The organism is Corallococcus sp. Z5C101001, assembly GCF_007352635.1.
GTDB classification, from domain to species: domain Bacteria; phylum Myxococcota; class Myxococcia; order Myxococcales; family Myxococcaceae; genus Corallococcus; species Corallococcus silvisoli.
The window spans coordinates 111,199-136,662 of record NZ_VKLU01000010.1; the positions used below are offsets into that span (position 1 = coordinate 111,199).

Annotated in this window: 26 protein-coding genes and 1 tRNA gene; 10 read left to right on the forward strand and 17 right to left on the reverse strand. The window is 71.4% G+C overall.

Annotated features, from left to right (window positions below; all coding sequences use genetic code 11):
• Positions 1-8: 8 nt before the first annotated feature.
• Positions 9-1,349, reverse strand: a complete 1,341-nt coding sequence (locus FOF48_RS22820) for a trypsin-like peptidase domain-containing protein (protein WP_143904887.1) — start codon at positions 1,347-1,349, stop codon at positions 9-11.
• 256 nt (positions 1,350-1,605) lie between these two features.
• Between FOF48_RS22820 and FOF48_RS22825 the strand changes: the two genes are divergently transcribed.
• Positions 1,606-2,613 (forward strand): ATP-binding protein, encoded by a 1,008-nt coding sequence (locus tag FOF48_RS22825; protein ID WP_143904888.1) that lies wholly within the window; start codon positions 1,606-1,608, stop codon positions 2,611-2,613.
• A 3-nt stretch (positions 2,614-2,616) separates the two neighbouring features.
• On the opposite strand, the gene FOF48_RS22830 is transcribed toward FOF48_RS22825, so the two are convergent.
• Positions 2,617-3,654 carry an agmatinase family protein gene (locus FOF48_RS22830; RefSeq protein WP_143904889.1) on the reverse strand — a complete coding sequence of 346 codons (1,038 nt, stop codon included), beginning with the start codon at positions 3,652-3,654 and terminating at the stop codon, positions 2,617-2,619.
• A gap of 87 nt (positions 3,655-3,741) precedes the next feature.
• Between FOF48_RS22830 and FOF48_RS22835 the strand changes: the two genes are divergently transcribed.
• Positions 3,742-4,173: an MmcQ/YjbR family DNA-binding protein gene (locus FOF48_RS22835; protein ID WP_143904890.1), complete on the forward strand. Its 432-nt coding sequence runs from the start codon at positions 3,742-3,744 to the stop codon at positions 4,171-4,173.
• 4 nt (positions 4,174-4,177) lie between these two features.
• Here the strand turns inward: FOF48_RS22835 and FOF48_RS22840 are convergent, their stop codons facing one another.
• Complete coding sequence (locus FOF48_RS22840; RefSeq protein WP_143904891.1) at positions 4,178-5,167, reverse strand: NAD(P)H-quinone oxidoreductase; 990 nt, start codon at positions 5,165-5,167, stop codon at positions 4,178-4,180.
• 35 nt (positions 5,168-5,202) lie between these two features.
• Entirely contained in the window at positions 5,203-6,186 is a 984-nt protein-coding gene (locus tag FOF48_RS22845) for a magnesium transporter (RefSeq protein ID WP_143904892.1), read from the reverse strand.
• A 69-nt stretch (positions 6,187-6,255) separates the two neighbouring features.
• Here FOF48_RS22845 and FOF48_RS22850 point away from each other — a divergent pair, with 69 nt between their 5' ends.
• Both FOF48_RS22850 and FOF48_RS22855 read left to right on the forward strand, forming a co-directional pair.
• A complete protein-coding gene (locus FOF48_RS22850) occupies positions 6,256-6,459 on the forward strand; it encodes a DNA gyrase inhibitor YacG (RefSeq protein ID WP_143904893.1) in 204 nt (67 codons plus the stop codon).
• Between the two features lie 155 nt (positions 6,460-6,614).
• Positions 6,615-7,691, forward strand: coding sequence for a lysylphosphatidylglycerol synthase transmembrane domain-containing protein (locus FOF48_RS22855; protein WP_143904894.1), 1,077 nt, complete (start codon positions 6,615-6,617; stop codon positions 7,689-7,691).
• 12 nt (positions 7,692-7,703) lie between these two features.
• On the opposite strand, the gene FOF48_RS22860 is transcribed toward FOF48_RS22855, so the two are convergent.
• Positions 7,704-8,177 (reverse strand): hypothetical protein, encoded by a 474-nt coding sequence (locus tag FOF48_RS22860; RefSeq protein WP_143904895.1) that lies wholly within the window; start codon positions 8,175-8,177, stop codon positions 7,704-7,706.
• Positions 8,178-8,338: 161 nt separating this feature from the next.
• On the reverse strand, positions 8,339-8,593 hold the full coding sequence (locus FOF48_RS22865) for a ribbon-helix-helix domain-containing protein (RefSeq protein ID WP_143904896.1): 255 nt from the start codon (positions 8,591-8,593) through the stop codon (positions 8,339-8,341).
• 360 nt (positions 8,594-8,953) lie between these two features.
• Between FOF48_RS22865 and FOF48_RS22870 the strand changes: the two genes are divergently transcribed.
• Positions 8,954-9,526, forward strand: a complete 573-nt coding sequence (locus FOF48_RS22870) for a TMEM165/GDT1 family protein (protein WP_143904897.1) — start codon at positions 8,954-8,956, stop codon at positions 9,524-9,526.
• A gap of 56 nt (positions 9,527-9,582) precedes the next feature.
• Here FOF48_RS22870 and FOF48_RS22875 read toward each other — a convergent pair whose 3' ends face one another.
• Complete coding sequence (locus FOF48_RS22875; RefSeq protein WP_143904898.1) at positions 9,583-10,632, reverse strand: NAD(P)-dependent alcohol dehydrogenase; 1,050 nt, start codon at positions 10,630-10,632, stop codon at positions 9,583-9,585.
• A gap of 144 nt (positions 10,633-10,776) precedes the next feature.
• On the opposite strand from FOF48_RS22875, the gene FOF48_RS22880 reads away from it, so the two are divergent.
• Positions 10,777-11,280 carry a DUF1579 domain-containing protein gene (locus FOF48_RS22880; protein WP_143904899.1) on the forward strand — a complete coding sequence of 168 codons (504 nt, stop codon included), beginning with the start codon at positions 10,777-10,779 and terminating at the stop codon, positions 11,278-11,280.
• 12 nt (positions 11,281-11,292) lie between these two features.
• On the opposite strand, the gene FOF48_RS22885 is transcribed toward FOF48_RS22880, so the two are convergent.
• From FOF48_RS22885 to FOF48_RS22910, 7 genes are all read right to left on the reverse strand, one after another.
• Positions 11,293-11,889 carry a bifunctional 2-polyprenyl-6-hydroxyphenol methylase/3-demethylubiquinol 3-O-methyltransferase UbiG gene (locus tag FOF48_RS22885; RefSeq protein WP_143904900.1) on the reverse strand — a complete coding sequence of 199 codons (597 nt, stop codon included), beginning with the start codon at positions 11,887-11,889 and terminating at the stop codon, positions 11,293-11,295.
• 20 nt (positions 11,890-11,909) lie between these two features.
• A complete protein-coding gene (locus FOF48_RS22890; RefSeq protein ID WP_143904901.1) occupies positions 11,910-12,725 on the reverse strand; it encodes an isocitrate lyase/phosphoenolpyruvate mutase family protein in 816 nt (271 codons plus the stop codon).
• A gap of 31 nt (positions 12,726-12,756) precedes the next feature.
• Entirely contained in the window at positions 12,757-13,278 is a 522-nt protein-coding gene (gene ogt, locus FOF48_RS22895) for a methylated-DNA--[protein]-cysteine S-methyltransferase (protein ID WP_186002036.1), read from the reverse strand.
• Entirely contained in the window at positions 13,250-14,872 is a 1,623-nt protein-coding gene (locus tag FOF48_RS22900; protein WP_143904902.1) for an AlkA N-terminal domain-containing protein, read from the reverse strand. The genes ogt and FOF48_RS22900 overlap by 29 nt, the downstream gene beginning before the upstream one ends.
• A gap of 90 nt (positions 14,873-14,962) precedes the next feature.
• Entirely contained in the window at positions 14,963-15,352 is a 390-nt protein-coding gene (locus FOF48_RS36560; RefSeq protein WP_161666606.1) for a YHYH domain-containing protein, read from the reverse strand.
• Positions 15,349-17,724, reverse strand: a complete 2,376-nt coding sequence (locus FOF48_RS36565; protein ID WP_186002037.1) for a hypothetical protein — start codon at positions 17,722-17,724, stop codon at positions 15,349-15,351. Before FOF48_RS36565 ends, FOF48_RS36560 begins: the two co-directional genes overlap by 4 nt.
• 158 nt (positions 17,725-17,882) lie before the next feature.
• Positions 17,883-17,956: transfer RNA gene (locus tag FOF48_RS22910), tRNA-Ile, on the reverse strand.
• Between the two features lie 167 nt (positions 17,957-18,123).
• Between FOF48_RS22910 and FOF48_RS22915 the strand changes: the two genes are divergently transcribed.
• Together FOF48_RS22915 and FOF48_RS22920 are read left to right on the forward strand one after the other, a co-directional pair.
• On the forward strand, positions 18,124-19,050 hold the full coding sequence (locus tag FOF48_RS22915; RefSeq protein ID WP_143904904.1) for a restriction endonuclease: 927 nt from the start codon (positions 18,124-18,126) through the stop codon (positions 19,048-19,050).
• Positions 19,051-19,060: 10 nt separating this feature from the next.
• Positions 19,061-19,519 (forward strand): GNAT family N-acetyltransferase, encoded by a 459-nt coding sequence (locus FOF48_RS22920; RefSeq protein WP_143904905.1) that lies wholly within the window; start codon positions 19,061-19,063, stop codon positions 19,517-19,519.
• Positions 19,520-19,533: 14 nt separating this feature from the next.
• On the opposite strand, the gene FOF48_RS22925 is transcribed toward FOF48_RS22920, so the two are convergent.
• Both FOF48_RS22925 and FOF48_RS22930 read right to left on the reverse strand, forming a co-directional pair.
• Complete coding sequence (locus FOF48_RS22925; RefSeq protein WP_143904906.1) at positions 19,534-19,944, reverse strand: VOC family protein; 411 nt, start codon at positions 19,942-19,944, stop codon at positions 19,534-19,536.
• A 118-nt stretch (positions 19,945-20,062) separates the two neighbouring features.
• The gene (locus tag FOF48_RS22930; protein ID WP_304503233.1) at positions 20,063-21,481 is read right to left on the reverse strand and encodes an FAD-binding oxidoreductase; all 1,419 of its coding nucleotides are present in this window, start codon (positions 21,479-21,481) and stop codon (positions 20,063-20,065) included.
• Between the two features lie 282 nt (positions 21,482-21,763).
• Here FOF48_RS22930 and FOF48_RS22935 point away from each other — a divergent pair, with 282 nt between their 5' ends.
• Together FOF48_RS22935 and FOF48_RS22940 are read left to right on the forward strand one after the other, a co-directional pair.
• On the forward strand, positions 21,764-22,456 hold the full coding sequence (locus tag FOF48_RS22935) for a response regulator transcription factor (RefSeq protein ID WP_143904907.1): 693 nt from the start codon (positions 21,764-21,766) through the stop codon (positions 22,454-22,456).
• A complete protein-coding gene (locus tag FOF48_RS22940) occupies positions 22,453-23,844 on the forward strand; it encodes a sensor histidine kinase KdpD (protein WP_143904908.1) in 1,392 nt (463 codons plus the stop codon). The genes FOF48_RS22935 and FOF48_RS22940 overlap by 4 nt, the downstream gene beginning before the upstream one ends.
• 3 nt (positions 23,845-23,847) lie before the next feature.
• On the opposite strand, the gene FOF48_RS22945 is transcribed toward FOF48_RS22940, so the two are convergent.
• Positions 23,848-25,461, reverse strand: coding sequence for an ABC transporter substrate-binding protein (locus FOF48_RS22945; protein WP_235685992.1), 1,614 nt, complete (start codon positions 25,459-25,461; stop codon positions 23,848-23,850).
• Positions 25,462-25,464 lie beyond the last annotated feature (3 nt).

The following is a 25,464-nucleotide window of genomic DNA, read 5'->3' on the forward strand; positions in this document are numbered from 1 at the left end:
GGAGGCGACTACAGCCGCTGCCCTTCGAAAGGCAACGTCAGGTGGTAGCCGTAACGCCCGCGCCGCACGAGCAACAGCACGCTACGTCCCCGTCGCGCCGTCAGCAGGGCTTCACGGAAGGTGTCACCCGTGGGCACCGGCTGGTTGTTCATCCGCAGCATCAGGTCCCCCGGCTCCAGGCCAATCTCCGACGCGGCGGAGCCCGCTCGCACCGCGGCGATCGCCATCCCGCCCTTGCTCTCCTTCACGCGCAGTCCCAGCTTCTCCCACGCCAGCGTTTCAAGCAGGCGAGCAGGAAATTCGATGGGCGTGACCTGCACCGTGCGGCTTGAACCTGCTCGGAAGAGCACCAGGGGGAAGACCGAGCGCGCCGGATAGCCACGCACGCGCGAGTCGAAGTCCTCCGCGTCCTGGATGCGCGAACCGCCCAGCTCCGCGACCACGTCCCCGCGTTGCACCCCGGCCTGCGCGGCGGGGCTGTCTGGCTCCACGCGGGTCACGACGACGCCGTACGTGCGGTCCCACCCGAGGCGCGCGGCGACCTGCGCGGGCAGGTCCGCCGTGTCCATGCCCACCCACGCGGGACGCACCTTCCCGAAGCGCGTGAGCTCCTCCACGATGCGCCGCACCTTGTCCGCGGGGATGGCGAAGCCGATGCCCTGGCCGTTCGCGTAGATGGCGGTGTTGATGCCGATGATCTCCCCGTCCACGTTGAGCAGCGGCCCGCCGGAGTTGCCCGGGTTGATGGCCGCGTCCGTCTGGAGGAAGTCGTTGTAGACGCGGTCGTCCGCCCGGAAGGTGCGGCCGGTGGCGGACACCACGCCCGCCGTCACCGTCTTGCTCAGGCCGAACGGGCTGCCAATCGCCACCACCGTCTCGCCAATCATCAGGTCGGAGCTGGTGCCCAGCTTCGCGGTGGGCAGCGGATCCTTCGCGTTGACCTTGAGGACCGCGAGGTCGTTGTTGGCGTCGCTGCCCACCACCTCCGCGTCGAAGGTGCGCCCGTCCGCGAGCACCACGTGGATGGCGGACGCGCCCCGGATGACGTGGTCGTTGGTGACGATGATGCCGGACGGGTCGATGATGGCCCCGCTGCCCAGCCCCTGGATGCGCTGGCGCGTCTCCGGCTGCGCCATGCCCTGGCCGAAGAACTCCTCCAGCGGTGAGCGGGAGCGGCCCCGGAAGCGCGACTCCACCTCTTGTTCGGTGCCGATGTAGACGACCGCCGGGGAGACCTTCTCCACCACCTCCACCACGTCGCTGCGCCGCCGCGAGCGATCCGCGTGCGCGGGGAGCGCCAGCACGAGCCCCACCAGCACGAGCCCCCACCGGATGTGTCCTGCCCTCATGCCCTTCCTCCGTACGCCGCCGGGAATTGTCTCCCGGAAGACACTCTGAATGTCGGGAAGGCCCCAGCCATTCCCGGGATGTCTGGAAGCGGCGTCCGGGTCTTCATAGACCAGAAGCCGCGACCGGGATCGAACGCGTTCCAGGCACCACGTCCTGGAGCCTGCCTGATTGCGGTCTGGGGACACAGGACGGCGCCGCGGCGTTCTGGCGCGGCGTGTTGCTTGAAGCCCGCGGGGGCCGAGGAAGGGGTGGCGCATGAGTCTCGTCCTGGTCGCGGATGACGAACCGGCCGTGTTGGAGGTGCTGAGCCAGGTGGTGGAGGACCTGGGGCACGACGTGGTGCGCGCGCGGGATGGCGAGGAGGCGCTGATGCTCGCCCGGGCCCGCCGGCCCCGGCTGGTGGTGACGGACCACATGATGCCGCGCATGAGCGGCATGGAGCTGTGCCGCCGGCTGAGGCAGGAGCCCGGGCTGCGGGACGTGCCCATCATCCTGTTGAGCGCCGTCCTCCAGCAGGGGTCGCCGGACGCGTCCGCGTTCCTCAACAAGCCCTTTGAAATCACCGACTTCGAGACGCTGGTCCGCGACGCGCTGGAGAAGGTCCCCGCCGTGGATCCGGAGCCCGCGACGCCGGTGGAGGCCCTGGGCCAGTGGGTGGCGCGCTCGCTCCAGGGGCCGCTGGAGGCCGCGCGCGAACAGCTGAGGGTGCTCCAGTCGCTGTCGCCGGCCAGCCAGGGCGCGGTGGACGCGCTGGGCGCGCACCTCCAATCGCTGGAGCGGCTGGGGCGCTATCTCCAGGACGCGGCCCGGCTGAGCGCGGGCAGCGTGACGCTGCGGCCCGTGGAGGGCGACCTGCGCTCGCACCTGGAGGCGTCGGTGGCGCGCTGCCGCACGACGGGGCCCGGCGTCCCGGTGGAGGTGGAGGTCCCCCCGGAGTCGGTGGACCTGCGGTTCGATCCCGAGCGTTTGGGACAGGTGTTCGACGTGCTCCTGTCGAACGCGGCGAGGAAGGGCGGGGTGCGCGTGGAGCTGCGGGCCTCCCCGGAGCAGGTGCTGGTGCGGGTGAGCGACCCCGGGCCGGGCATCCCCCCCGCGGAGCTGCTCCGGCTGTTCCAGCCCTTCCCGGACGGCCCCGCGCGAGGGGACGCGCTGGGGCTCTATGTGGCGTCGGAGCTGGCGAAGCTGCACGGCGGAGCGCTGTCGGCCGAGTCGGAGCCCGGCCGGGGCGCGACCTTCAGCGTGTCGCTGCCGCGCGTGGCCTGACGCTCAGGCCTTCTGCGACTTCAGCATCCAGCCGATCATCTTGTAGAGCAGGCGGGCGCCCACGTTGGCGTCCCACTCGCCGCCCTCGGGGTCGGGGGCCACCTCCGTCAGGTCGAAGCCGACGATGGTGCGGCCCGAGCGCACCACGCCCGCGACGAGCGCGGTGGCCTCCGGGAAGGACAGGCCGCCGGGGACGGGGGTGCCGGTGTTCGGGCACAGCACCGGGTCCAGGCCGTCGATGTCGAAGGACAGGTAGACCTGCTGCGGCAGCTTGTCGACGATCTGCTTCACCTGCTGGTTCCAGGGCAGGCCGTCGAAGCGGTTCTGCTGGAGGACGGCGTCGAAGAACGCGTGGATGCGGCCGTTCGACTCCTCGATGTAGCGGTGCTCGTTCTCGCTCATGTCGCGCAGGCCGACCTGGACCAGCGTCTTCACGCCGGGGATGCGCTCGGCGACGTTGTAGAAGATGGACGCGTGCGACCAGGTGAAGCCCTCGTAGGCGACGCGCAGGTCGGCGTGCGCGTCCAGGTGGAGCACGCCCATGCCGGGGTACTTCTCCGCGTGGGCCTGGATGATGCCGAAGGAGATGGCGTGGTCTCCGCCCACGGCGGCCACGCGCTTGCCCTGGTCCAGCCAGTGCTTCGCGGTGCGGTAGACGTGCTCGTTGAGCTTCTCGCTGAAGGCATTGACGTCCTTCGCGGCGGCGAGCAGCTCGGGGGCGCCGGACTCGATGCCACCGGCCTCGATGACGACCTGGGCGCGCTCCTTGGCGCGGGTGTTCCAGTCGTGCAGCTCGGCGGGGGCCTCCAGCATGGCGATGCCGCGCTCGTAGGGACGGCCGGTCTCCACGTCGAAGAGGTCCACCTGCTTGCTGGCCTCCAGCAGGGCGGCGGGGCCCTGGGACGTGCCGCCGCCGTAGCTGGTGGTGGCCTCGAAGGGGACGGGGATGACGACGACGTGCGCCTCGTCGGGCGAGTGGGGGAGACCGAAGATGCCGGAGTCCGGCTGCGCGGCGGCGGCGGGGTCGAAGGAGGTAGCCATGGCGGCGCAGGATACGGTTCCGCATCCCATGCGCAATGGCTTCCGTGCCGCCGTGCCGCGAGGTAGCAAGGGGGCAGGGAGGCACGGATGGCGGTCCGGAAGAAGACGGTGGCGAAGCCGAAGCCCGCGAAGCGCGGGAGCCGGCTCACGGTGGACGACGTACGCGAGCTGGCGCTGGCGCTGCCCGCGACGGAGGAGCGTCCCTCCTACGGCACGCCCGGGTTCCGGGTGAGCGACACGCTCTTCGCGCGCGTGTTGGATGAGGACTCCATCGTCATCAAGGTGGACTTCGATCACCGCGAGGCGCTGCTGCGAACCCAGCCCGACATCTTCCGCGTGACGCCGCACTATCAAGACTGGCCCATGGTCATCGTCCAGCTCACCACCGTGGGGCGGCCGCTGCTGCAATCCCTGCTCAAGGAGGCCTGGCGCCGGTGCGCGTCACCCAAGGTGCTCAAGGCCCTGGAGGCTCCGGGGGCGGCGGCGAAGAAGGCGGCGCCCCGCAGGAAGCGCGTGTAGCGGCTCAGTCCCAGCGCACCACGAGCTTGCCCACGGTGCTGTTGCCCGCCATCCGCTCCAGCCCGGAGCGGATGTCCGCCATGGGCAGGACGGCGTCCACCACGGCCCGCAGCGCGCCGCTGTTGAAGAGCGGCAGCAGCTGCCGCTCCGCCACCTGCGTGAGCAGCATCTTCTCCTCCGCCGGCCGGCTGCGGAGCACCGTCCCCATCAGGGTGAGCCGCTTGCGCATCACCAGCCCCAGGTCCAGCTCCGTCCGGCTCCCCGCCACCGAGCCCACCTGCATCAGCCGGCCCCGCTGCGCCATCGCCTTCAGGGACTCCGGCAGGTAGTGGCCGCCCACCAAATCGAGGCACACGTCCGCGCCCCGGCCGTCCGTCGCGCCGAGCACCGCGTCCGCGAACACGGGCGGGCTGGCCTCGCAGAGCACCGTCTGGCCCACGCCCCATTCGGACGCCCGCGCCAGCTTCCGCGCGCTGCGCCCCGTGCCCACCACGCGCACGCCCATGGCCCGGCACAGCAGTGCCGCCGCGGAGCCCACGCCGCTCGCCACCGCGTGCACCAGCACCGTCTCCCCGGGCCGCAGGTCCGCCTGGAGCACCAGCGCGTCGTACGCCGTGAGGTACGCCTCCGGCAGCGCCGCCGCGTCCGCGAAGTCCAGGCCGTCCGGCATGCGCAAGGCCTCGCGCTCGTGCGTGGTGATCACCTCGCTCCACGCGCCCCCGCCCACCAGTCCCATCACCCGGTCGCCCACCTGGAACTTCCGCGCGCGCGGGCCCACCGCCACCACCTCGCCCGCGTACTCCAGGCCCGGAACGTCCTGGGGCACGTCGGGCGGCGGGGGATAGGCGCCCCGCACCTGGAGCAGGTCCGCCCGGTTCAGCGCGCTCGCCCGCACGCGCACCTGGAGGTCATGGGGACCGGGGACGGGAGCGGCCCGCTCCTCGAACGCGAGGACCTCTGGACCGCCCGGCTTCGTGATGCGCACGACCTTCATGACCCTGCTCCCACCGTGAAGAGACCCACCGCCACTCACAACAACAGCTTCGTCACCAGTCCGAAGTACGCCAGCAACGACACGTTGTCGGACACCGCCAGGACCAGCGGCGCCGACGCCAGATGCGGATCCACCTTCAGCCGCTTGAAGAGGAAGGGCAGCACCCCGCCCAGGCACGACGCCAGCGTGGCGGACACCGCCACCGCCCCGAACAGCGCCAGGGGGAACGCGAACCCCGGCGAATAGAGGCGCCCCAGCAGCGCCACCACCGCCGCCGCCATCAGCCCGGCCAGGCTCGCGGCCAGCACCTCCCTGGCCACGACCTTCAGGTCCACCTCTCCGTGCGTCACCATCGACGCCGCCACCGCCGTCGTCTGCACGCCCAGGCTCTCCGACAGCACCAGCACCATGGGGATGAAGGCGCTCACCACCACCAGATGGGCCACCGTGTGCTCGAACAGCCGCGTCGTCGTGGCCGCCAGGAACCCACCCGCGATGTTCACGAGCAGCCACGGGAAGCGCTTCAGCGCCAGCCGCGTGGGCCGCGTCTCCTTCAGCTCCCCCTGGGGCAGGCCGACGAAGCGGTAGACCTCGTCCCGGACCCGGCCCTCCACCTCGTCGAAGAGCGTGTCGGAGAACGCGTCCACGAACGCGTTCATCTCCACCACGCCCACGATGCGCCCGTCCGCGTCCACCACCGGGAACGCCAGGAAGCGGTAGGTGACGAAGAAGTCCTCCACCACCGCGTCGGACGCGTCCACCGGCAGCTTCACCACCCGGGTGAACATCAGCGACGCGATGCGCTCCTCGGGGCCCGCGCGGATCAGCTTGCGGATGGGCACCACGCCCACCAGCCGGCCCTCGGGATCGCACGCGTAGCAGTAGAAGACCTCGCCCGTGCCGGGGTGGGCGCGCAGCTTCGCCAGCGCCTGGGCGACCGTGTCCTCCACGCCCACGGCGGTGAAGTCCCGGGACAGCCGGTCGCCCTGCAAGAGCGTGTGAGCGGTCTCGGGAGGCATCTGCGCGCCCGGGGCACGAAACGTCCTGGCCCGCCGGAGCGTCAAGGCTTATCTAGGACTCCATCCACCATGCCACTCGCGCCGTGTCCCATCTGTCAGAAGCCCGTGCCTCCGCGCCCGGAAAACACCTCCCAACCCTTCTGCTCCCGCCGCTGCCGCGCCGTGGACCTGGGCCGCTGGCTGGGCGAGGAGTATCGCGTGCCCGACCGTCAGGCCGAACAGCAGGAGGACGAGCTGCCCTCCGACGGCGACACACGCAGGCACGACGCCTGAGGCAGTGCTGCTGCCTGCCATTGAAATATTCCCTGCCTGTTTGAATGACGGGGCAGGGGACGCGCCGCCGCGGGGCTCACGCCCGTCCGCCCCGGAGGGCGGGAGGCAGGCGTACCGCTGGAGTCGCAGGGAGAGTGACGCTATACCCGCGTGCCGTGAAACGCGCCGTCAACCTCATCGCCAGCCTGCTCGTCACTGTTGCCTTCATGTGGTGGGCCTTCCGGGACACGGATGTGTCCACGCAGATCGCCAGCCTCAAGGCGGCCAACTACGCGTGGATCCTCCCATACTTCGCGTGCCTGACCGTCATCCACGTCTTCCGCGCGCTGCGGTGGGGCGCGCTGCTGTCGGGGCTGGAGCGGGTCCCGTTCCGCAAGCTGAATGAAGCGTCCGGCATCGGCTTCATGATGCTGCTGGTGCTGCCGTTCCGCCTGGGAGAGTTCGCGCGGCCCTTCCTCATCGCGCAGCGCAGCTCCATCCGCCGCAGCGCGGCCATGACGTCCGTGGTGCTGGAGCGCATCGTGGACGGCCTCTTCGTCGCGGCGCTGTTCCGCGCGCTGCTCTTCTTCGTCCCGGTGGAGACCCCCGAGGTCCGGTACGTGAAGCTGGGCTCGTGGTTGATGTTCGCCGTGTTCGGCGGCGGGCTCGTGTTCCTGCTGCTGGGGTTGTGGCACCAGGAGCGCACCGTGCGGCTGGTGCGCGCCACCGTGGGCCGCTTCTCGCCCGGCATCGCCGACAAGGTGGCGGACGTGGTGGACACCTTCGTGGGGGCCATGCGCCAGCTCCCCGACCGCCGCCACATCGCCCTCTTCTTCCTCTACACGATTGGCTACTGGGCGGTGAACGGCCTGGGCATGGCGCTGCTCGCGCGCGCCTTCGACTGCTCCGGCGCCGCGCCGGGCGTCGCCTGCGAGCCCATGCGCCTGTCCTTGTTCCAGTCGTACATCGTGATGTGCGTGCTGGTGGTGGGCGTGATGATTCCGGCCGCGCCCGGGATGATGGGCACCTTCCAGGCCGCCACCAAGGTGGGCCTGGGGCTGTTCCTGCCCGCCGCGCTGGTGAACGCCCACGGCCTCGCCTACGCCAACGTGCTGTGGCTGTGCCAGACGGTGCAGCAGATCGGCTTCGGCCTCATCCTGCTGTCCGTCAGCCACATGTCCTTCCGTGAGCTGGCCGGCAACATGAAGAAGGACGGCGACGACGGCGCCGTCACCCGCTCGTCCGTGGCCTGAGAGCCCGCCGCGCTACGGGGTGGGCTGCGTGGCCTGCCCGCCGTCCGTGGCCACCGGGGCGCCCTGCTGGCCGCGCAGCGTGTTCTTCACCTGCTCGGTGACGGCGGCCGGGTCCACGGTGCCCTTGAACGTTCCGAAGGGCGTCTGCACGGTCTGCTCGCGGCGGCCCTGGGCGTCGGTGCCCGGCGGGCCGCACCAGGCCTTGTCCTGGTCCTCGAGCGTGCCCACGGGCGTGCGCACGGCGGTGCGCGTCTCGGTGGTGGACTTGGCCACGAGCACCTGGTCGCGCATCAGCACGCAGTGGTCCTCGTCGAAGTACCAGGCTGACGAACCGTCCTGGAACTCCTGCGCCCGCGCCGGCCCCTTGCCCATGGCGTCCGCCACCTGGGCGGCGGTCATGCCGGGGTAGAGCTTGTCGAAGCCGGGGGCCGCGCAGCCGGTGGCGGCGAGCGCGAGGACCAGGGGCAGCGGGGAGGGACGCTTCATGGCCGGGCTCCTGGAAGAGGATGCGCCGACCCTAGCGTGTTCCACCCGGGCGGCTCCAGGGAGGCCCTGGAGCCCGCGTGCGGGGGTCTACAGCTCCTGCTCCAACCAGCGCCGCAGCCGCTCCCGCAGGGAGCGGACACGGAGGCGGGGCAGGGGGCCGCTCACGACTCGCCTTCCGTCTTGGCGGGCATGCGGCCGTACTTGGACAGCAGGTCCTCCACGGCCTCGCGCAGGTACTCGCTCTGATGGATGCGGGTGCGCCGCGCCAGCTCGCGCAGCTTGTGCACCTGCTCCTCGGGGACGAGGACGTGGGTGGAGACGATGTCGGCCTCGGGGCTGCGGACCTCACCGGGTTCCACCACGGAGGGGGACGACGGAGCGTCGGGGCTCAGTGGGCTGGCGCTTCCATCCTGCATCGGGGCTTCCTCCAGGAAATCTGCTGCTACAGGCCGCTACCGACCTGACCCGGGCATTAGGGGGGCAGGCTCTCGTGTCGTCAAAAAAAGGGACACCCGGCGTGGCCGGTTGACTCACACCAGGGGCACTGCTACTGGCCTCCTCACGTAAGGGGAGTAGTTCCCGCCCGGGACCAGGGGCGGAGGGGCGCTCGACACACTGGCTGGTGACAGCCCGGGCCCCCACCTCGCTGGAGTGCGAGGCGAACGAGACCTTCGGACAGGGATTCAACGCTCCCTGGCCGAGGTCCGTCGTGCGCGCTCCTCCCTGAAGCGCTTCCTCACGACCCCCCGCGCCAGGAACTGGGAAGGGGTGCCTTCATGTCGTGGGAAGCAATCGCCGGTTCATTCGTCCTCGTCGCCGCCAGCGAGATGGGTGACAAGACGCAGCTGCTGGCGTTCTCGCTGGCGTCGAAGTTCCGCAAGCCGTGGGTCGTGCTGGGCGGCATCTTCGTGGCCACGGTGGCCAATCACGCGCTGGCGTCCTCGGTGGGCACGTGGGTGTCCACCCACGTCCCCGCGCGGGTGATGGCGCTGATTTTGGGCGCGCTGTTCCTGGGCTTCGGCCTGTGGACGCTCAAGCCCGACACGCTGGACGAGGACGCCGACAAGCCTCCGCGCTTCGGCCCCTTCCTCACCACGGTGGCGCTCTTCTTCGTCGCGGAGATGGGGGACAAGACGCAGCTGGCCACCATGGCCGTCGCCGCGCGCTATCAGGCCCCCGTGCTGGTGACGCTGGGCACCACCGCGGGAATGATGGTGTCGGACGGCCTGGCCGTCTTCCTGGGCGACCGGCTGTCGGGGAAGGTGAACATGAAGTACATGCGCTGGGGGACCGCCGCGCTCTTCTTCCTCTTCGGCGTCGCGTCGCTCTGGACGGCCTGGCGCGGCTGAGCGCACGCGAAGGCCCCGGCGCGCGCAGGCGGTGCCGGGGCTTCGCGCGGGCTTCGCTACTTCGCGTTCAGGCTCGCCGTGTCCACGACGAAGCGGTAGCGCACGTCGCCCTTGATCATGCGCTCGTAGGCGTCGTTGATGTGTTGGATGGGGATGACCTCCACGTCGGACGCGACCTGATGCTTCGCGCAGAAGTCGAGCATCTCCTGCGTCTCGCGGATGCCGCCAATGAGCGAGCCGACCAGCCTGCGCCGCCGGCCGATGAGCGAGAACGCCGCCACGGGGGTGGGGGCCTCCGGGGCGCCGACGAGGATCATCGTGCCGTCCGTCTTCAGCAGGCGCAGGTAGGCGTTGTAGTCGTGCGGCGCGGAGACGGTGTCGAGCACGAAGTCGAACTTGTTCGCCAGGGTCTTGAACGTCGCCTTGTCCGACGTGGCGGCGAAGTGCGTCGCGCCCAGCGCCAGGGCGCCCTCGCGCTTGGACGGCGAGGTGCTCAGCACCGTCACCTCCGCGCCCATCGCCTTGCCCAGCTTCACGGCCATGTGGCCCAGGCCGCCCAGGCCCACGACGGCCAGCGCGTCTCCCGCCTTGAGGCCGAAGCGCCGCAGGGGTGAGTACGTGGTGATGCCCGCGCAGAGCAGCGGCGCGGCGCGCTCCAGGGGGATTCCCTCCGGGATGCGCAGCACGTACTTCGAGTCCACGGTGATGCGGGTGGAGTAGCCGCCGTAGGTGGGCTGACCGTCGCGGTCGTGGCTGTTGTAGGTGTCCACCATGCCCTGGTCGCAGTACTGCTCCTCGCCTTGCAGGCACTGAGGACACTCGCGGCAGGAGTCCACGAAGCAGCCCACGCCCACGGTGTCGCCCGCCTTGAAGGTGGTGACGGCGCTGCCCACCCTGGACACCTTCCCGACGATTTCGTGGCCCGGCACCATGGGGAAGGTGGCGCCGCCCCACTCGTCGCGGGCCTGGTGGATGTCGGAGTGGCACACGCCGCAGTAGAGGATGTCGATGAGCACGTCGTGGGGGCGCGGCTCGCGGCGCTCCACGGTGAAGGGACCGAGCGCGGCGCGGGCGCTGGGAGCGGCATAGGCGGGGGTGGTGGGCACGGCGGGCTCCTGGAAGGAATCGAGGCAGGCGGCCTCCGGGGTGGTCCGGAAGCGGGGCGTCAATCTAATGAACGGGCCCTGCCGTCGCCGGGGGAAATCACGGGGGTGGACCCGCGGCGGCGGAATTCAGGAGACTCCGCGCCCATGAGCCAGGAACGTCTCCAGCAATCCCAGTCCGCCGGTGGCCCTCATCACTTCCTCTCCCAGTTGGTCGGTGCGTGGGAGGGCGTCGCGCGCACGTGGTTCGAGCCCGACACGGTGGCCGATGAGTCGCCCATCACAGGCACCATCCGCGGCGTGCTCGACGGCCGCTTCGTGGTGCACGAGTACACGTCGGCGATGGGCGGCAAGCCGCTGTCTGGGATGGCGACGCTGGGCTACCACCTGGACGGTGGGCACTTCACCATGGTGTGGGTCGACACCTTTCACGTGGGCACCGACATCTTGAACTCGGTGGGTACTCCCGGGGTGAGCGACCGGTTCTCCGTGCTCGGCAGCTACTTCACGGGGGAGCAGTCGCCCCGCTGGGGCTGGCGCACGGACATCGAGGTGCGCGGTCCCGACTCCCTGCTCATCACGCACTTCAACATCCAGCCCGGGGAGGATGCGCAGAAGGCCATCGAGATCCAGTACCGCCGCCGGAGCTGACAGGGGGCGGCGCTACGGCCGCGCGCCGCCATGTCTGTCTTTGCTGGGGCGACAGGCGAGCACCCGCGCCTCGTGTCGTCCGGAGTCCTCCGCCCAGTCCTCGGTGATGGAGAGGGATTGGAGGCCCTGGAGCAGCGTGGGCAGCTCGCCGTCCTCCAGGAGGAAGCGGGCGGACGGATGCGGGTGCTTCCGCAGGTTGCTCCGGGTGGGCTGGGCGAAGACGAACAGCCCGCCCGGCGCGAGCACCTGGGGCAGCGAGGCGAACAGGGGCCGCCAGAGGTAGTTCAGGCACACGACGAGGTCGAACGGACCGGGAGGCAGCGGCTCCACCTCCAGGTCCAGGCGCAGGAGCGCGAGGGCCACTCCCGCCTCGCGCGCGAGCCCCTCCGCCTGGGTCAGCGCCACGTCGGAGAGCTCCGCCAGGGTCACGTCCAGCCCGCGCTTCGCGAGCCAGCACGCGTCATGCCCCGGGCCTCCGGCCAGGTCGAGCGCCCGGCCCGTGCGCGGCAGCCGGTCCTCGAGCGAGCGGAGGAACGCGGAGGGCTCGCGCGGCGCGGGTGCCTGCTGCTGGTAGCGCTCATTCCAGCGCTGACGGTCGTCGTGGGACACGGTGCCTCCGGCGTCGCGGCTCAACGCCGGGTCATCAGCCCGTTGAGGGATGGATAGCTGGCGGCGGCTTCGAAGAGGGGCGCGGAGTGGCCCTCGCGCAGGAAGGTGGCGGCGAGCGCCTCGGCTCGCCCCCAGAGCGATTCCGCGATGGCCGAGCCCGCGCTGAGCCGCCGAACTCCCAGCCGTTGAAGCTCCGGCGCGCTGGGCAGGTCCGGATGCGCGAGGACATTCACCGGCAGCGGCGTTCCCCGGGTGATGGCCTGGAGGTCGGCCGCGCTCGTGGCGCCGGGGACGAAGAGGCTGTCCGCGCCGGCCTGCTGATAGCGGGCGGCGCGGGCCAGGGTCTCTTCCACGCGGCGCTCGGGGGGCACGAGCTTGCGCAGGTAGACGTCCGTGCGTGCGTTGACGAAGACGTCGACGCCCAGGCGCGCGCCGGCCTGCTTCACGCGTTCAATCTTCGCCGCGAGCTGTTCAGGAGAGCCGTTGCCATCCTCCAGGTTGCAGCCCACGGCCCCCTCCGCCAGGAGGCGGGCCACGTTCTCTCCGACGGTGGCCGGGTCGTCGGAGTAGCCGCCCTCCGCGTCCACGGTGAGGGGGATGCGGATGACGCTGGCGATGGCGCGCACCGTCGCGACCAATGCCTCCACGGGCAGCGCGTTCCCATCGGGGTGGCCCAGGGCCCAGGCGACGCCGGCGCTGGTGGTGGCGATGGCGCGGGCGCCCAGGCTTTCAAAGAGGCGGGCACTGCCCGCATCCCAGGCGTTCGGAAGCAGGAGCAGGTCGGGGCCCTGGTGCAGCGCGCGGAAGGTGCTGGCGGCTTCGGGACGGGTCGTCATGCGAGGAGACTCCGGAAGGGGTGAGAGGGATTCAAGCGTGGGTCCGCTCATGCTCGAGCAGCCAGCGCTTGCGTTCCAGCCCACCGGCATAGCCGGTGAGTGAGGCATTGGCACCGACGACGCGGTGACACGGGACGACGATGCTCACGGGGTTGGCGCCATTGGCCGCGCCCACGGCGCGCACGGCCTTGGGACGGCCGATGCGCTCCGCGAGCTGGGCGTAGGTGGTGGTGGTGCCAGCGGGGATGTCCCGGAGGGCGCGCCAGACCTCGCGCTGGAACGGCGTGCCCGCGGTCTCCACGGGAAGGGCCTCGATGGCGGACAGCTCCCCGCGCAGATAGGCCTGGAGCGCGGAGGTGCGGCCGGCAGGGTCTCGCGCGGTCTCGAGGACGCAGCCGTTCTCGCCGTAGTGCAGGCGCAGGAGCCGCTGCATGCGGGCCTCGTAGCCCTCCCAGTCCAGCGCGCGCAGGCGGCCTTCCTCATCGCAGACGAGGAGCGCCACGCCGGCGGGTGTTGGGGTGGAATCAATGAAGAAGCGCAGGCGTGCGGGCATGGGCGTCTCGTTTGGCGGGGGCGGGCGCGACGGGCCGGGTGGAGTCCGAGGCCGGCGCGGGAGTGGCAGGGGACCGCTTTCGCTGGCTGGCGTTGGCGAGGGGCGCGGCCGTCGTCCGCGCACGGGTCGCATCCGCGGTCCAGAGGTGCTGGGCGGCGTAGGCTCGCCACGGGCTCCATGCTTCTGCGCGATGGAGGAGGGCTTCCGGCGTGGGGCGTGGGCCGTCGGCCTCCGTCGCGGCGCGCAGCAGGGCGACGTCGGAGGCCGGGAAGGCATCCGTCTCCCGGACGGCGCGAAGGGCGATGTACTGGGCGGTCCATTCGCCGATTCCAGGCAGGCGCGTGAAGCGCGCGACGGTGTCCGCGAGCGAGGGGCCGGGTTGGAAGAGGGCGGGATCCGCCGCGGCCGCCGCGGCGAGGTGGGAGAGCGTGCGGGCCCGGGCGGCTGGCATGCCCAGTCCGGTGAGGTCCGCCGTGGCGAGCGCCTGCGGCCTGGGGAACGCGCGCTGGAGCCGAGCATCGCCGGTGAGCTCCAGGCCCAGGGGTTCGCCGTGGGCGGCGAGGAGCCGCTGCCCCAGTCCCCGGGCGGCGGAGACGGTCACCTGCTGACCCAGGATGGCGCGGACCGCGAGCTCGAAGCCATCCCAGCCCCCGGGCGCGCGAAGCCCTGGGCGGGCGGTCACGAGGGGAGCGAGCAGGGCATCCGTCGACAGGTGCGAATGGATGGCCTCCACATCCGCGCCCACGTCGAAGACGCGCCGGACCTGAGCGACGACGGAGGGCAGCATCCTCACGTCGCTGACGCGCAGGGTGGCGCTCAGTGCGTCGAGCCCCGGAGCGGGGGAGACCTCCACGGCACCCCGGCCCCAGGCATTGGAGAAGGCGCGCAGGTAGCGCCCGGATTCGACGTGCTCCATGCCGGTGAGCGAGCGGGCGCCCAGGTGGGCCATCAAGGCCTCCCAGTCATAGGGCGGCCGGTAGGGGATGAGGAGCGTCACCGTGGGGACGGAGGAGGTCGCGGGAGCGGCGCGGGTGCGGCGGAGGGCGCCGGGTGGGCGGCCGTAGAGGGATTGGAAGACGGCGTTGAAGCGCCGGACGCTCCCGAAGCCAGACGCGAGGGCGACCTCTCCCATGGACAGGGAGGACTCGTGGATGAGCTGGCGGGCGAAGAGGACGCGGCGTGTCTGGGCCACGGCGAGGGGCGAGGCGCCCAGGTGTTGCTGGAAGAGCCGCCGCAATTGACGACCGCCGACGCCGAGCCGGGCGGCGAGCACTTCCACGCTCGCGTCATCGGCATCGAGCAGCCCGTCCGCGATGAGGGCCATGGCGCGGGAGACGGTGGCGGAGGTGCCGCGCCACGGGGCCAGGGTGGGCGAGGTCTCCGGCCGGCACCGGAGGCACGGGCGGAAGCCGGCCTCCTGCGCGGCGGCGGCGGTGGGGAAGAACGTGCAGTTCTCGAAGCGCGGGGGGCGGGCCGGGCAGATGGGGCGGCAGTAGATGCGCGTCGTCTTCACGGCGGTGAAGAAGCGCCCGTCGAAGCGGGCGTCCCGCGTGGTCAGCGCACGGTAGCAAGCGGCGGGGTCCAGGCCGTTCATGGGAGAAACGTCCCACGGCGGGGCCCGGATGTCTGGCCGTTTTCGGACGTGGACGTTCTCCCCTGTGTGGCCGGACTGGCGGCGGCCCGCCTACCACCTCACCGTCAGGAGGGTCGTCTCCCCCGCATCCAGGGTCGTGGTCGTCTCGTGGCGGCCCAGCGCGGCGTGCTCCAGCAGCACCTGGACCTTCTTCGTGCCCTCGACCCGGACCACGGGCGTCGGGGACATGCCGACGAACGTGCCGTTGATCCACACCCGAGCGCGCGGGATGGCGATGACCTGGATCCGCGTGGGCGCGGGCGCGGCCGCGGCCGCGGGTGCGCTCCAACCACCACCGCCATGGCAATGATATCCGCCCGTGCGTCTTTCATTGTGACAGCCGGAGCTGTTGGTCCGTCCCGGATGCGCCCAGGCGAAGTGGGAGCAGACCAGCCCGGTGATGACAGTCATTCCGAGCCATGTCTTCTTGTCGAGCCTCATGGTTCCACCCGTCCAATCTGTGCTTCGACCAGCGTCGTGTCGTGCCAGCCCAACAAGGCCGGGTGGCGGCCCACGCGCGCAGGGACATGGGCCACGCCCTTGCCCACGCGCACGAGGTCCTTCGCGGAGAACTCCTGTCCGGTGAAGCGCTTCACCGCCTGTTGCAGGGCCGCCGTCGACAGCCCCTGACTCCCATGCTCCGGGGAGGTGACGTAGAGCCCTCGCGTCATGCCCTGCCCGATGAACAGGTACGCGATCGCGCCGGAGGGAGGGTCCATGACACGAAGCAGGTCCGGGCGCTGCGACACCCATCCGGAAGGACCGAGCAGCGCCTGGGCGACCTCCACGGGCTCGTTGAGCGGGAAGCGGTCGCGCAGCAGCTCCTGCCGCCGGTCCAGCAGGAGGGCTCGCGCGGCGCTCAGCTCCGCGTCGTTTTCGAGGACGGAGAGCAGCAGGCTGGCATCCTGGTTCGCGCCCTGAAGCTCCCGCAGCGCGGGGCCAATCCCCGCCGACACCTTCGCGGCCCGGGACAGCCGGGAGAGCTCCGCCGTGCGGAAGGACGCGAGGGCCGTCCGGGCCTGCTCGCCCGGGTCGATGGCCACGGCATGCTGGAGCGCGGTGGCCCGGCAGCGAAGATCGCGGGCAGGACAGCTCCCTTCCTGAAGCAGATACGCCCGGGCGAGGAGGGGTTCGGGCCGTTCGGAGGCGAGCGCGGGAGCCTGGATGCGCGTCAGGAATTGGAGGGCCTGCGCCACCTCGCCCTTCTCCAGCGCCGCCTTGCCCTTCGCGATGCGGATGTCCTCGAGCTTCGCGCGAAGACGGTCCACGAGCGCGGCTGGGGCCCGCTCCTCCGAAAGGGCGTGCAGCTCCGCTTCCACCGGCCCCTCCTCGCCTCGCGCCAACGCGGAGAGCGTCCAGGCCTCGCGCAGTCTCTGGCGTTCGGCCTCCAGGGATTCGGTTCCGTGATGGGCGTCCGCGTAGCGCTGGATCAACGCGATGGCGGCGCGGTTCTCCATGCCCTGGAGTCGTGCCAGCACGAACGCGTTCCGAGCCTCGACAAAGGCCGGACTGGCCTCACCGCTGGACTCCAGCAGGTCCGCGTGCGGCTCCGCCTCGCGGAGTTTTCCCGCGGCCGTCAGTCGGGCCAGCTCCGACACCGAAGGACGGATGAACAGGAAGCAACCCGCGAGCACGAGCGCGCAGCTCCCCGTCAGGCCGCTGCCGATCCAGTCGTGCCATCGGGCCGGGGACTTCGCGCCGCCGACGCGGCGTCGGCGCAGCCACGTCGCGGTCCACCACCAGGTGCCGGGCCAGAGCCCCAGGATCGCGAGCATCGCGAGGGCGCTCCGGGAGGGCTCCTGGTAGAAGGCGTGGCGCTCCGTGAACGCGGCGCCCAGGAAGGGCATCGCGAAGAAGCCGGCGATGGCCATGCCCAGCAGGGCCCAGAAGCGCCGGTGGAAGGGCGCTGTGTCGCGGGCCGCGGTGGGCTGGAGCTTCCGCCCCAGCATGTGGATGAAGCCCGTCCTGCCCGCGAACTCAAAACAGACAGTGGCGGAAGGGGCCTCGAAGACATCCAAGGTCTGGGAGAGGATGCGCCCGCGCAGTGGTTCAAGCTCCGGCTCCAGCGATGACCGGGCGATGGGGAACCCCGCCGAACGGGCCTCCTCGCCAGGCATGGAGTCGGGCAGGGGGCCCGGGTGCTCGACGGAGGCCAGGGTTCGCGCGTCCTGCCATTGGAGGGCCCGGTTCGAATCCTCGAGCAGGCCTTTGTGCGCGGAGAGGGCCTTCGCATCCGGCCACGCGCGGACCTGGGTGCGCTGGACGGTCGTGACCTTCAACCACCGGCGAAGGGTTCCCGAACCCCGGCAGGGGCGGCAACCCACGAGCCCCTTGGAGCAACGAACGCACTTCTTGGTGCCATTGCCCCGGCAGTCGGAGCAGTTGACCATCCGGTAGCTCTTGCGAGCCCGGCTCATCCGCCGCCCCGAACCGCCGCAGCCGGAGCAGCTCGCGCGAAGGGACCCGCCGCAGGTGGGGCAGGTCACCTGTCCCGCGCCCTGGCAGCCACGACATTCCGCGAGGTGCGACGACTGCTCCGCCAGCGCCTCCGGGGACGCGCTCCACAGGTCCAGGGATTCGAGCTGGGGCGGAGCCCCGGCGTGAGCCTGCCGGCTCGTGTTCGCGCCGCCCGAGAAGGGCTCCTCCGCCCAGGTCCCGGTGCGGATGGCGTAGCGGGTGACGAGGCGCCCATAGCGGAGCACCGAGGTATCCACCCGGGTGAGCAGGTCCGCGAAGCCAGCGGGCCCCAGCCGCCAGCGCGCCCAGCGCACCGCGGCGTCCCGGGCCTTCTGTTCGATTCCATCCTCCAGCATCGTGCGGACTCCCCCCGGAGCGGTGGCGATGCGCGCCCGGACGGGGAGGATGGGACCGCGACGCGAGGCACCCGCCAATGCCCCAAAAGGGGGAGGCGGCCCCGCGAAACGAAAAAAGCCCCGGAATCACTTGGGAAAGTGACTCCGGGGCTGCTTGATGGCCAGGGTCAGACTTGAACTGACTACCTGCGGATTATGAGACCGCCGCTCTAACCAGGTGAGCTACCTGGCCGTGAAGCCCGGCCCGTATACCGGGACGGAGCCGTGACCGCAAGAACTTCGGACGGGGCTGGGCCCCCTCGCTGACAGCCCCACGGGGAGCCGCGGCGGGACCGTCCGCCGTGCCGGCCCGGCGACCTGGCCGGGGTCCATGGCGGACAGTCGCCTAGAATGGGCGTCATGCCCGTCCCCGACTACCAGTCCCTGATGCTCCCGCTCCTGGAGCGGCTCGCGGATGGACAGGAGCACCTCGTGCGCGAGGTGCGCGAGGAGGTTGCCCTCGCCCTGCGCCTCTCCGAGGCGGAACGCACGGAGCTGCTCCCCAGCGGCAAGCAGGCCGTCTTCGACAACCGGCTCGGTTGGGCCAAGACATACATGGACAAGGCGGGCCTGCTCCGTTCGGTCCGCCGTGGCGTGTTCCAGATCACCGAACGCGGCAAGAACGTGCTCGACCAGAAGCCCGCGGCCCTCGACACGGAGGCGTTGCTGCGCTTCGACGGGTTCAAGGACTTCGTCACACGCGGCACCGAGGGGGACGTGGCCGACGCACCCCGGACCGCCCTGGACGTGCCTGTCGACTCCGCGGCGATCACCCCCGAGGAGGCGCTGGAGCGTGCCTACAAGGACCTGCGCAAGAAGACCGAGGCGGAGCTGTTGGCCGCGACGCTGCAATCCAGTCCCCGCTTCTTCGAACGGCTCGTGGTCGAACTGCTCGTGAAGATGGGGTACGGCGGCTCCCTCGAGGACGCGGGCAAGGCGCTGGGCGGCAGCCACGATGGCGGCGTGGACGGGATGATCAAGGAGGACCCCCTGGGCCTCGATGTCATCTACATCCAGGCCAAGCGCTGGCAGAACACCGTGGGCCGTCCCGACGTGCAGGGCTTCGCGGGGTCGCTCGAAGGGGAACGCGCGCGCAAGGGCGTCTTCATCACGACCTCCAACTTCTCCAAGGAGGCGCGGGAGTACGTGGCGCGCATCGACAAGAAGATCGTCCTCATCGACGGCGCGCGGCTCTCGGGGTTGATGTTCGATTTCGGCATCGGCGTGAACGCGGTGGGCTCCTACGAACTCAAGCGCGTGGACTCCGACTTCTTCTCGGAGGAGTAGACTCACCGCCATGTCCCCCGTCACCTTCCGTTACGCCACCGTCGCGGACCTGCCCGCGATCCTCAAGCTGCTCGCGGATGACGCCATCGCGCGAACGCGCACGGGCTACACCGAGCTGCCGGTCCCCGCCGTGCGCGCCGCGTTCGATGAGATCTCCGCCGACCCGAACAACGAGCTCATCGTGGGCGAGCGGGATGGAGAGATCCTCGCCACCTTGCAGCTCACGTACATCCCGGGCCTGAGCCAGGGCGGGATGCGTCGCGCGCTGGTGGAGGCCGTGCGCGTGCGCTCGGACCTGCGGGGACAGCGCATCGGCGAGGCGTTGATGCTGGATGCGATGGAGCGCGCCCGGGCGCGGGGCTGCGGCGTGATGCAGCTCACCACCGACAAGCGCCGCCTCGATGCCCATCGCTTCTACAAGCGGCTGGGCTTCGAGGCGAGCCATGAAGGCATGAAGCGCCCGCTCTGACGCGGGGCTCGGGCCTACTGCTGCGGCTGGATGGCGGCCGGATCCATCCAGAAGCTCTCCCACTGGTGCCCGTCCAGGTCCTCGAAGCTGCGCTGGTACATGAAGCCCTGGTCCATCTTCTCCTTGCTCTCCTTCGCGCCCGCCGCCAGCGCCTTCTCCAGCAGCGCGTCCACCGCGGCCCGGCTCTCCGCCGTCAGGGCGATGATGACCTCGGTGGACTTCTTCGCGTCCGCGATCTCCTTCTTGATGAAGCTCTTGAAGAAGGGCTTCACCAGCAACATCGCGTAGATGTCCTCGGTGATGACCATGCACGTCGCGTTGTCGTTGGTGAACTGGGCGTTGAACCTGTAGCCCAGCTTCGTGAAGAACCCGACCGCGCGATCCAGCGACTCGACGGGGAGGTTGACGAAGATCTTCGTGCCCATGGTGTGTCTCCTTCGAAAGGGGATGAGGCGAACGTCGCCTTCACCCTCACGACGAACGTGCGCGCACGGGATCGACACCGGATTTATTTTCCCGGCCTCCGCCGCTATCCACCTGGAATCACAACAGCTTCCCGGGGTTGAGGATGCCCAGCGGGTCGAGCGCGCCCTTGATCGCCTGGTGGAGGCGCAGCGTCTCCGGGCCCAACTGGGAACCCAGGAACGCGCGCTTGAGCGACCCCACGCCATGCTCACCCGTGATGGTGCCCCCCAGGTCCAGCGCCGCGCGCAGGATGTCGTCGAACGCGGCCTTCGCCCGCGCCAGCGCCTCGGGGTCCTTCCGGTCGAAGACGACGGTGGGGTGCATGTTCCCATCGCCCGCGTGGCCGAACGTTCCAATGACCACCGCGTGCCGCTCCGCGATGCGCTCGACCGCCTCCAGCAACTCCGGGATGCGTGAGACGGGAACGCCCACGTCGTCCAGCAGCGTCGCCCCGCGCTGCTCCAGCGCGGGGAAGGCGAACCGGCGCGCGCCCATGAGCAGCTCGCCCTCCGCCTCGTCCGCGGTGTTCATCACGAAGGTCGCTCCGGCCCGCTCGCAGGCGGCCACCATCGTCCCCAGCTCCTCCTCGCCCTGCGCGCCGCCCGCGTCGGAGCGCGCCAGCAACAGGGCCGCGGCGTCCACATCCAGCCCCATGGGCTTCCAGGACTCGACGGCGCGCACGGTGGTCCGGTCCATCAACTCCAGCAGGGAGGGGCGCGTCCGCTCCATGATGTCGCAGACGGCCGTGCCCGCGGCCACGAGCGTGGGGAACGCGGCCACGAGCGTCGTCGCCTTCGGGGGCCGGGGGCGCAGCCGCAGCGTGGCCTCCGTGAGGATGCCCAGCGTGCCCTCGGAGCCGACGAAGAGCCGCGTGAGGTCATAGCCCGCGACGTTCTTCACCGTGCGCCCACCCGTGCGCACGACGGAGCCGTCCGCGAGCACCGCCTCCAAGCCCATCACCGCGTCGCCCGTCACGCCGTACTTCACGCAGCACAGGCCCCCCGCGTTGGTCGCGAGGTTGCCGCCAATGGACGAGAACTCCCAGCTCGCCGGATCCGGCGCGTACCAGAGGCCCGCTTCCGCCGCGGCGGCCTTCACCGCGCCATTGAGCGCCCCGGGCTGGACCACCGCCAGAAGGGCACGCCGGTCCACCTCCAGGATGCGGTTCATCCGCAGGAGCGACAGGACGATGCACCCCTCGCTGGCGTTCGCGCCCCCGGACAGGCCCGAGCCCGCGCCCCGGGCCACCACCGGCACCCGCAGGGCCGTGGCGACGCGAAGCACGGCCTGCACCTCCGCCGTGGAGGCGGGCCGCACGAGCACGCGAGGCATGCCGGAGGGGGCCCACTCCGCCTGATCGTTCCGGTGCGCCGCGAGCACGTCCGGGTCGGTGACAAGGGACTCCGCCGGCAACACCCTGGAAAGCGCCTGCACCACGTCGTCCGACACGAATGCCTCCCGGTCCCAGGGATGAACGCAGGGCAGGGCACCCGTCATCCATCCCCCATCCAGGGCCCAGCTTGCCGCAGGTCCGCGGCCTCCGCCCCAGGGACGACAGCCCCGAGTCCGCGAAGTGTCACTCACGCGGGGGGAGGGTCGGCCTCGCTGTGCGCAGGCGCGGTCGCTCGTGGGCGCCCTTCAGGTCGTCGAGGAACCAGGCCCCCTTCGCCAAGGGGGGCCGCGGCTCGGCGTGCGGATGCTGGCCCCACTCCAGGGGTCATGAAACAATCCGTAACACCGCGGGTTCGAATGGCACGGTTCGAGGAGGCGGTACGGCGGATGAGACTCCTGCTCGTCGAAGACGAAGCGAAGATGGTGCTCCTTCTCCGCCGGGGCCTGGAGGAGGAGGGGCACTCCCTGGACGTCTGCTCGCGAGGGAGCGAAGCGCTCGCATTGGGCCACCCGGAAGACTACGACGTCATCGTCCTGGACTGGTCGCTTCCGGACACCGACGGCATGACGTTGCTCAAGGGCTGGCGAGAGGCGGGCGTCCGCACTCCGGTGCTGATGCTGACGGCGCGAGGCACCACGGCGGACAAGGTGCTGGGGCTGCGCTCGGGCGCGGATGACTACCTGGTGAAGCCCTTCGACTTCGAGGAGCTGCTGGCGCGGCTGGAGGTGCTGCGGCGCCGGGGCGAGGCGAAGGAAGGCGTGGTGCGCATGGGGGAGCTGGTGTTGGAGCCCGGCCGCCGGCTGCTGCGCATGGGGGCTCGCGAGGAGTCGCTCACCGCGCGGGAGTTCGCGCTCTTCAGCGCGCTCGTGCGCCATCCTGGTGAACCGCAGGTGCGCGCGCGGCTGATGGAGCAGACGTGGGGGCCGGACTTCGACGGCAGCGCCAACGTGCTCGACGTGTACGTGGGCTACCTGCGCGCGAAGTTGGAGCGCCTGGATGCCGCGCACGTGGCCATCCGCTCCGTGCGCGGCGTGGGCTACAAGCTCGTGGTGGAGTCCTCCGGGCGGCCCGTCGCGTGAGGCTGACCCGACGCCTGTGGCTGCTCGGGGCGCTCCTGCCCTCGCTGGCAACGTTGGGGGCGCTGCTCGTGGCGGGGCAGCTGTTCCGCGCGGACCTGGAGAGCTCGCTGGACCGGGCCCTGCTGGCCCAGGCGGCGGTGGAGAGCGTGAGCCTCTTCGACGGGCCGGGGCAGAAGGTGCACCTGCACATGGCCGTCTCACCGCTGGTGGAGCAGGTGCGTCCCTTCGCGCCCCAGGGCTACCTGTATCAGTCGGATGGCAGGCTGGTGATGCGCTATCCACCCATCGCCGAGGGCGCTCCCGAGGAGCCGCGCCGTGTGCCGGGCACCCACGAGGGGCCTCCCGTCCTCTCCACGCGGGTGGCACGGGACGGGAGCCGCTGGCGCGAGGTGATGGTCAACGTGTCCTCGCCGCAGGGCGAGTGGTACGGGCTGCGGTTGCTGGCGTCGCTGGGGCAGGTGGATCGCTCGGTGGACTCGTATTTCCGTCTGGCGTTCTCGCTGGCCGCGGTGACGGGGCTGTTGCTGCTGGGCGTGCAGACGCTCCAGGCGCGGCGGCTGTCGCGGCGGCTGGCGGCCATCCGGCTGAACCTGGAGCGGCTTCGCGAAGGGAACCTCACTCCGCCCACGGAGGCCGACGCGGGGCAGGATGAGATTGGCCAGTTGAGCGCGGCGCTCGCGGAGGCCACCGCCCGGGTGCGGGGCGCGCGCGAAGCTCAGGAGCGGCTGATCGCGAACGCCGCCCATGAGCTGCGCACGCCGCTGGCGCTCATGCGCACCAGCATGGACCTGGGGCTGCGGCGCGAACGGAGTCCGGAGGAGCTGCGAGACGCGCTCCAGGACGCGAGGTCGGAGGTGGACCGGCTGGCGCTGCTCGCGGACACGCTGCTGGACATGGCCACCGCGGGGCGCGGCTCGTGGGACCGGAAGAAGGGCGACCTGTGCGCGCTGCTGACGCAGGCGGTGGAAGGCTCCCGCGCGGAGGCCGAGCGTCGCGGCCTGCTCGTGCACCTGGAGGCCCCGGACCGCGCGGAGGCGTGGTTCGACGCGGGCAGCCTGCGGCAGGCGGTGGACAACCTGCTGGGCAACGCGCTCAAGTTCTCACCCCGGGGTGGGGAGATCCACGTCCGGCTGACCCTGGATGGTGCGCTCCACCGGGTGAGCGTCGCGGACGCAGGCCCGGGCATTCCCCCGTCGGATCATGTCGCGGTCTTCGAGCCGTTCCATCGCGTGGCGAGCGCGGAGGCCATGCCCGGCGTGGGGCTGGGCCTCGCCATCGTCCAGGAGGTCGCGCGGCGCCACGGCGGCCGGGCCTACGTGGCACCCGAGGTGAGGCGTGGCACCGAGATGGTGCTGGAGCTCCCCACCGCGCCGCGAGCCGGCACGTGACGCTCAGGGCGACAGCGGAATCCAATCCGACGCGGCCACGAGCCGACCCGTCGCCGCGTCCATCTTCGCGAGCTGGGCGCCTTGCACGCCCACCCGGCGGTTCGCGCCGAAGCTGACGGGTGGCGACACCCCCGTGTCGAAGTCCCGCAGGGCCTCCAGTTGCAGCTGAAGGCCCGCGCGTGTGAGGTCCGCGCCCGCGCGGGTCACGGCCTCCACGAACACCCGCGCCGCCGCGTAGGCACCCAGCTGGAACGCGGGATGCGCCGGCTTCAGGCCATGGCGATCCATGAACGCCGTGAGCACCTCCATGTCGGGCGCGCGCGCGCCCAACCCGACGGGGGACAGGAAGGTGAGGCGCCCGTCCATGAGCCCCGGCAGCCGTGGATCCGCGAGCGTCGCGGGCGCGAACACCGGGACGCGGAGCGAACGCGCCTCCAGGGATTTCAGCAGCGCGCTCAGGCCCTCCGGGGTGCCCGTGTACAGCACCGCGAAGGGCGGCGTGGCCGCGGTCCGCTCCACCGCTGACGCCGCGCCCCAGTCGAGCGGAGGGGCCAGCTCCCTGCGCCCCGCCTCCGCGCGCACGGCCTCCCACCATGCGCGGCCGGCCTCATCCCCTGGGTGCACCACCGCGAGAGGCTGGCGGCGCAGCTCCGGCTCGGACGTGGCGGCCAGGTGCTGCACGGCGATGCGCGCCAGGGCCGAGGCCTCCGGATAGAGAAAGAAGACCGGGCCCTCCTCCGGGAGCGGTCCGGAGTCCAAGGGCAGGGGGAGCACCAGCGGCACGCCCTCGCGCTCCAACCGCGTATCGGACGCGAGCCGCGCGGGCCGGACGCTGGCCACCAGCGCGAAGACGTCCCGGTCCAGCAGCCGCGCCGTCGCGTCCGCGCCCTCGGAGGACGCGGCCGTTGCGTACAGCGCCGCGTCGTCCTCCACCACCAGCTCCAGTCGGCGCCGGAAGATGCCGCCCCGGGCATTCACGTCCGCGAACACCGCGCGCACCACCGCCTGGACCTCCTGTCCCACCGGCCCCAGGCGTCCGCTCAACGGCAGCGCCGCGCCCACCGTGAGCGTCGTCGAGGAGAGGCCGGGGTCCGTCGCCACGTCCAGCGCCTGGAGGTACGCGAGCAGCGCGTCCGCATCCGCTTCCGCGAGCTCGTAGCGCGGCATGGCCACGCCCAGGGGCCGGCCGCTGGCGGAGGTGCCCTCCGTGATGGCGCGCAGCAACGTGGCGCGGGTGTACGCCGGTCGCGAGCGGTCCACGGTGTCCTCCAACCCCCGCGCGCGCGCATGGTGGAGCGAGCCAGGCGTGATGTCCGGCACCTCCACGCCACCCTCGCGGCTCCCCCGGCCGGAGGGCCCATGGCAGCGGGCGCACGCGGCGACGGCCCCCTCCAGCTCCACGCGCTCCGGGCCCAGGAAGCCCGTGAGCGCCGCGCCGTGGGGGGACTGGCCCTGCTGGAAGAGCCCGCGCCCCTGCTTCAACCCGGCGGGCGTGACGGCCGGGCGCGGTGCTTCGCGCTTGCATGCGGACAGCAGCAGCGCCGCCACCAGCGCGAACCTCGCGCTCCACCGGAGCACGCCGTCATGCCCCCTCCCACCACCGCGCATCCGCCGCATGCC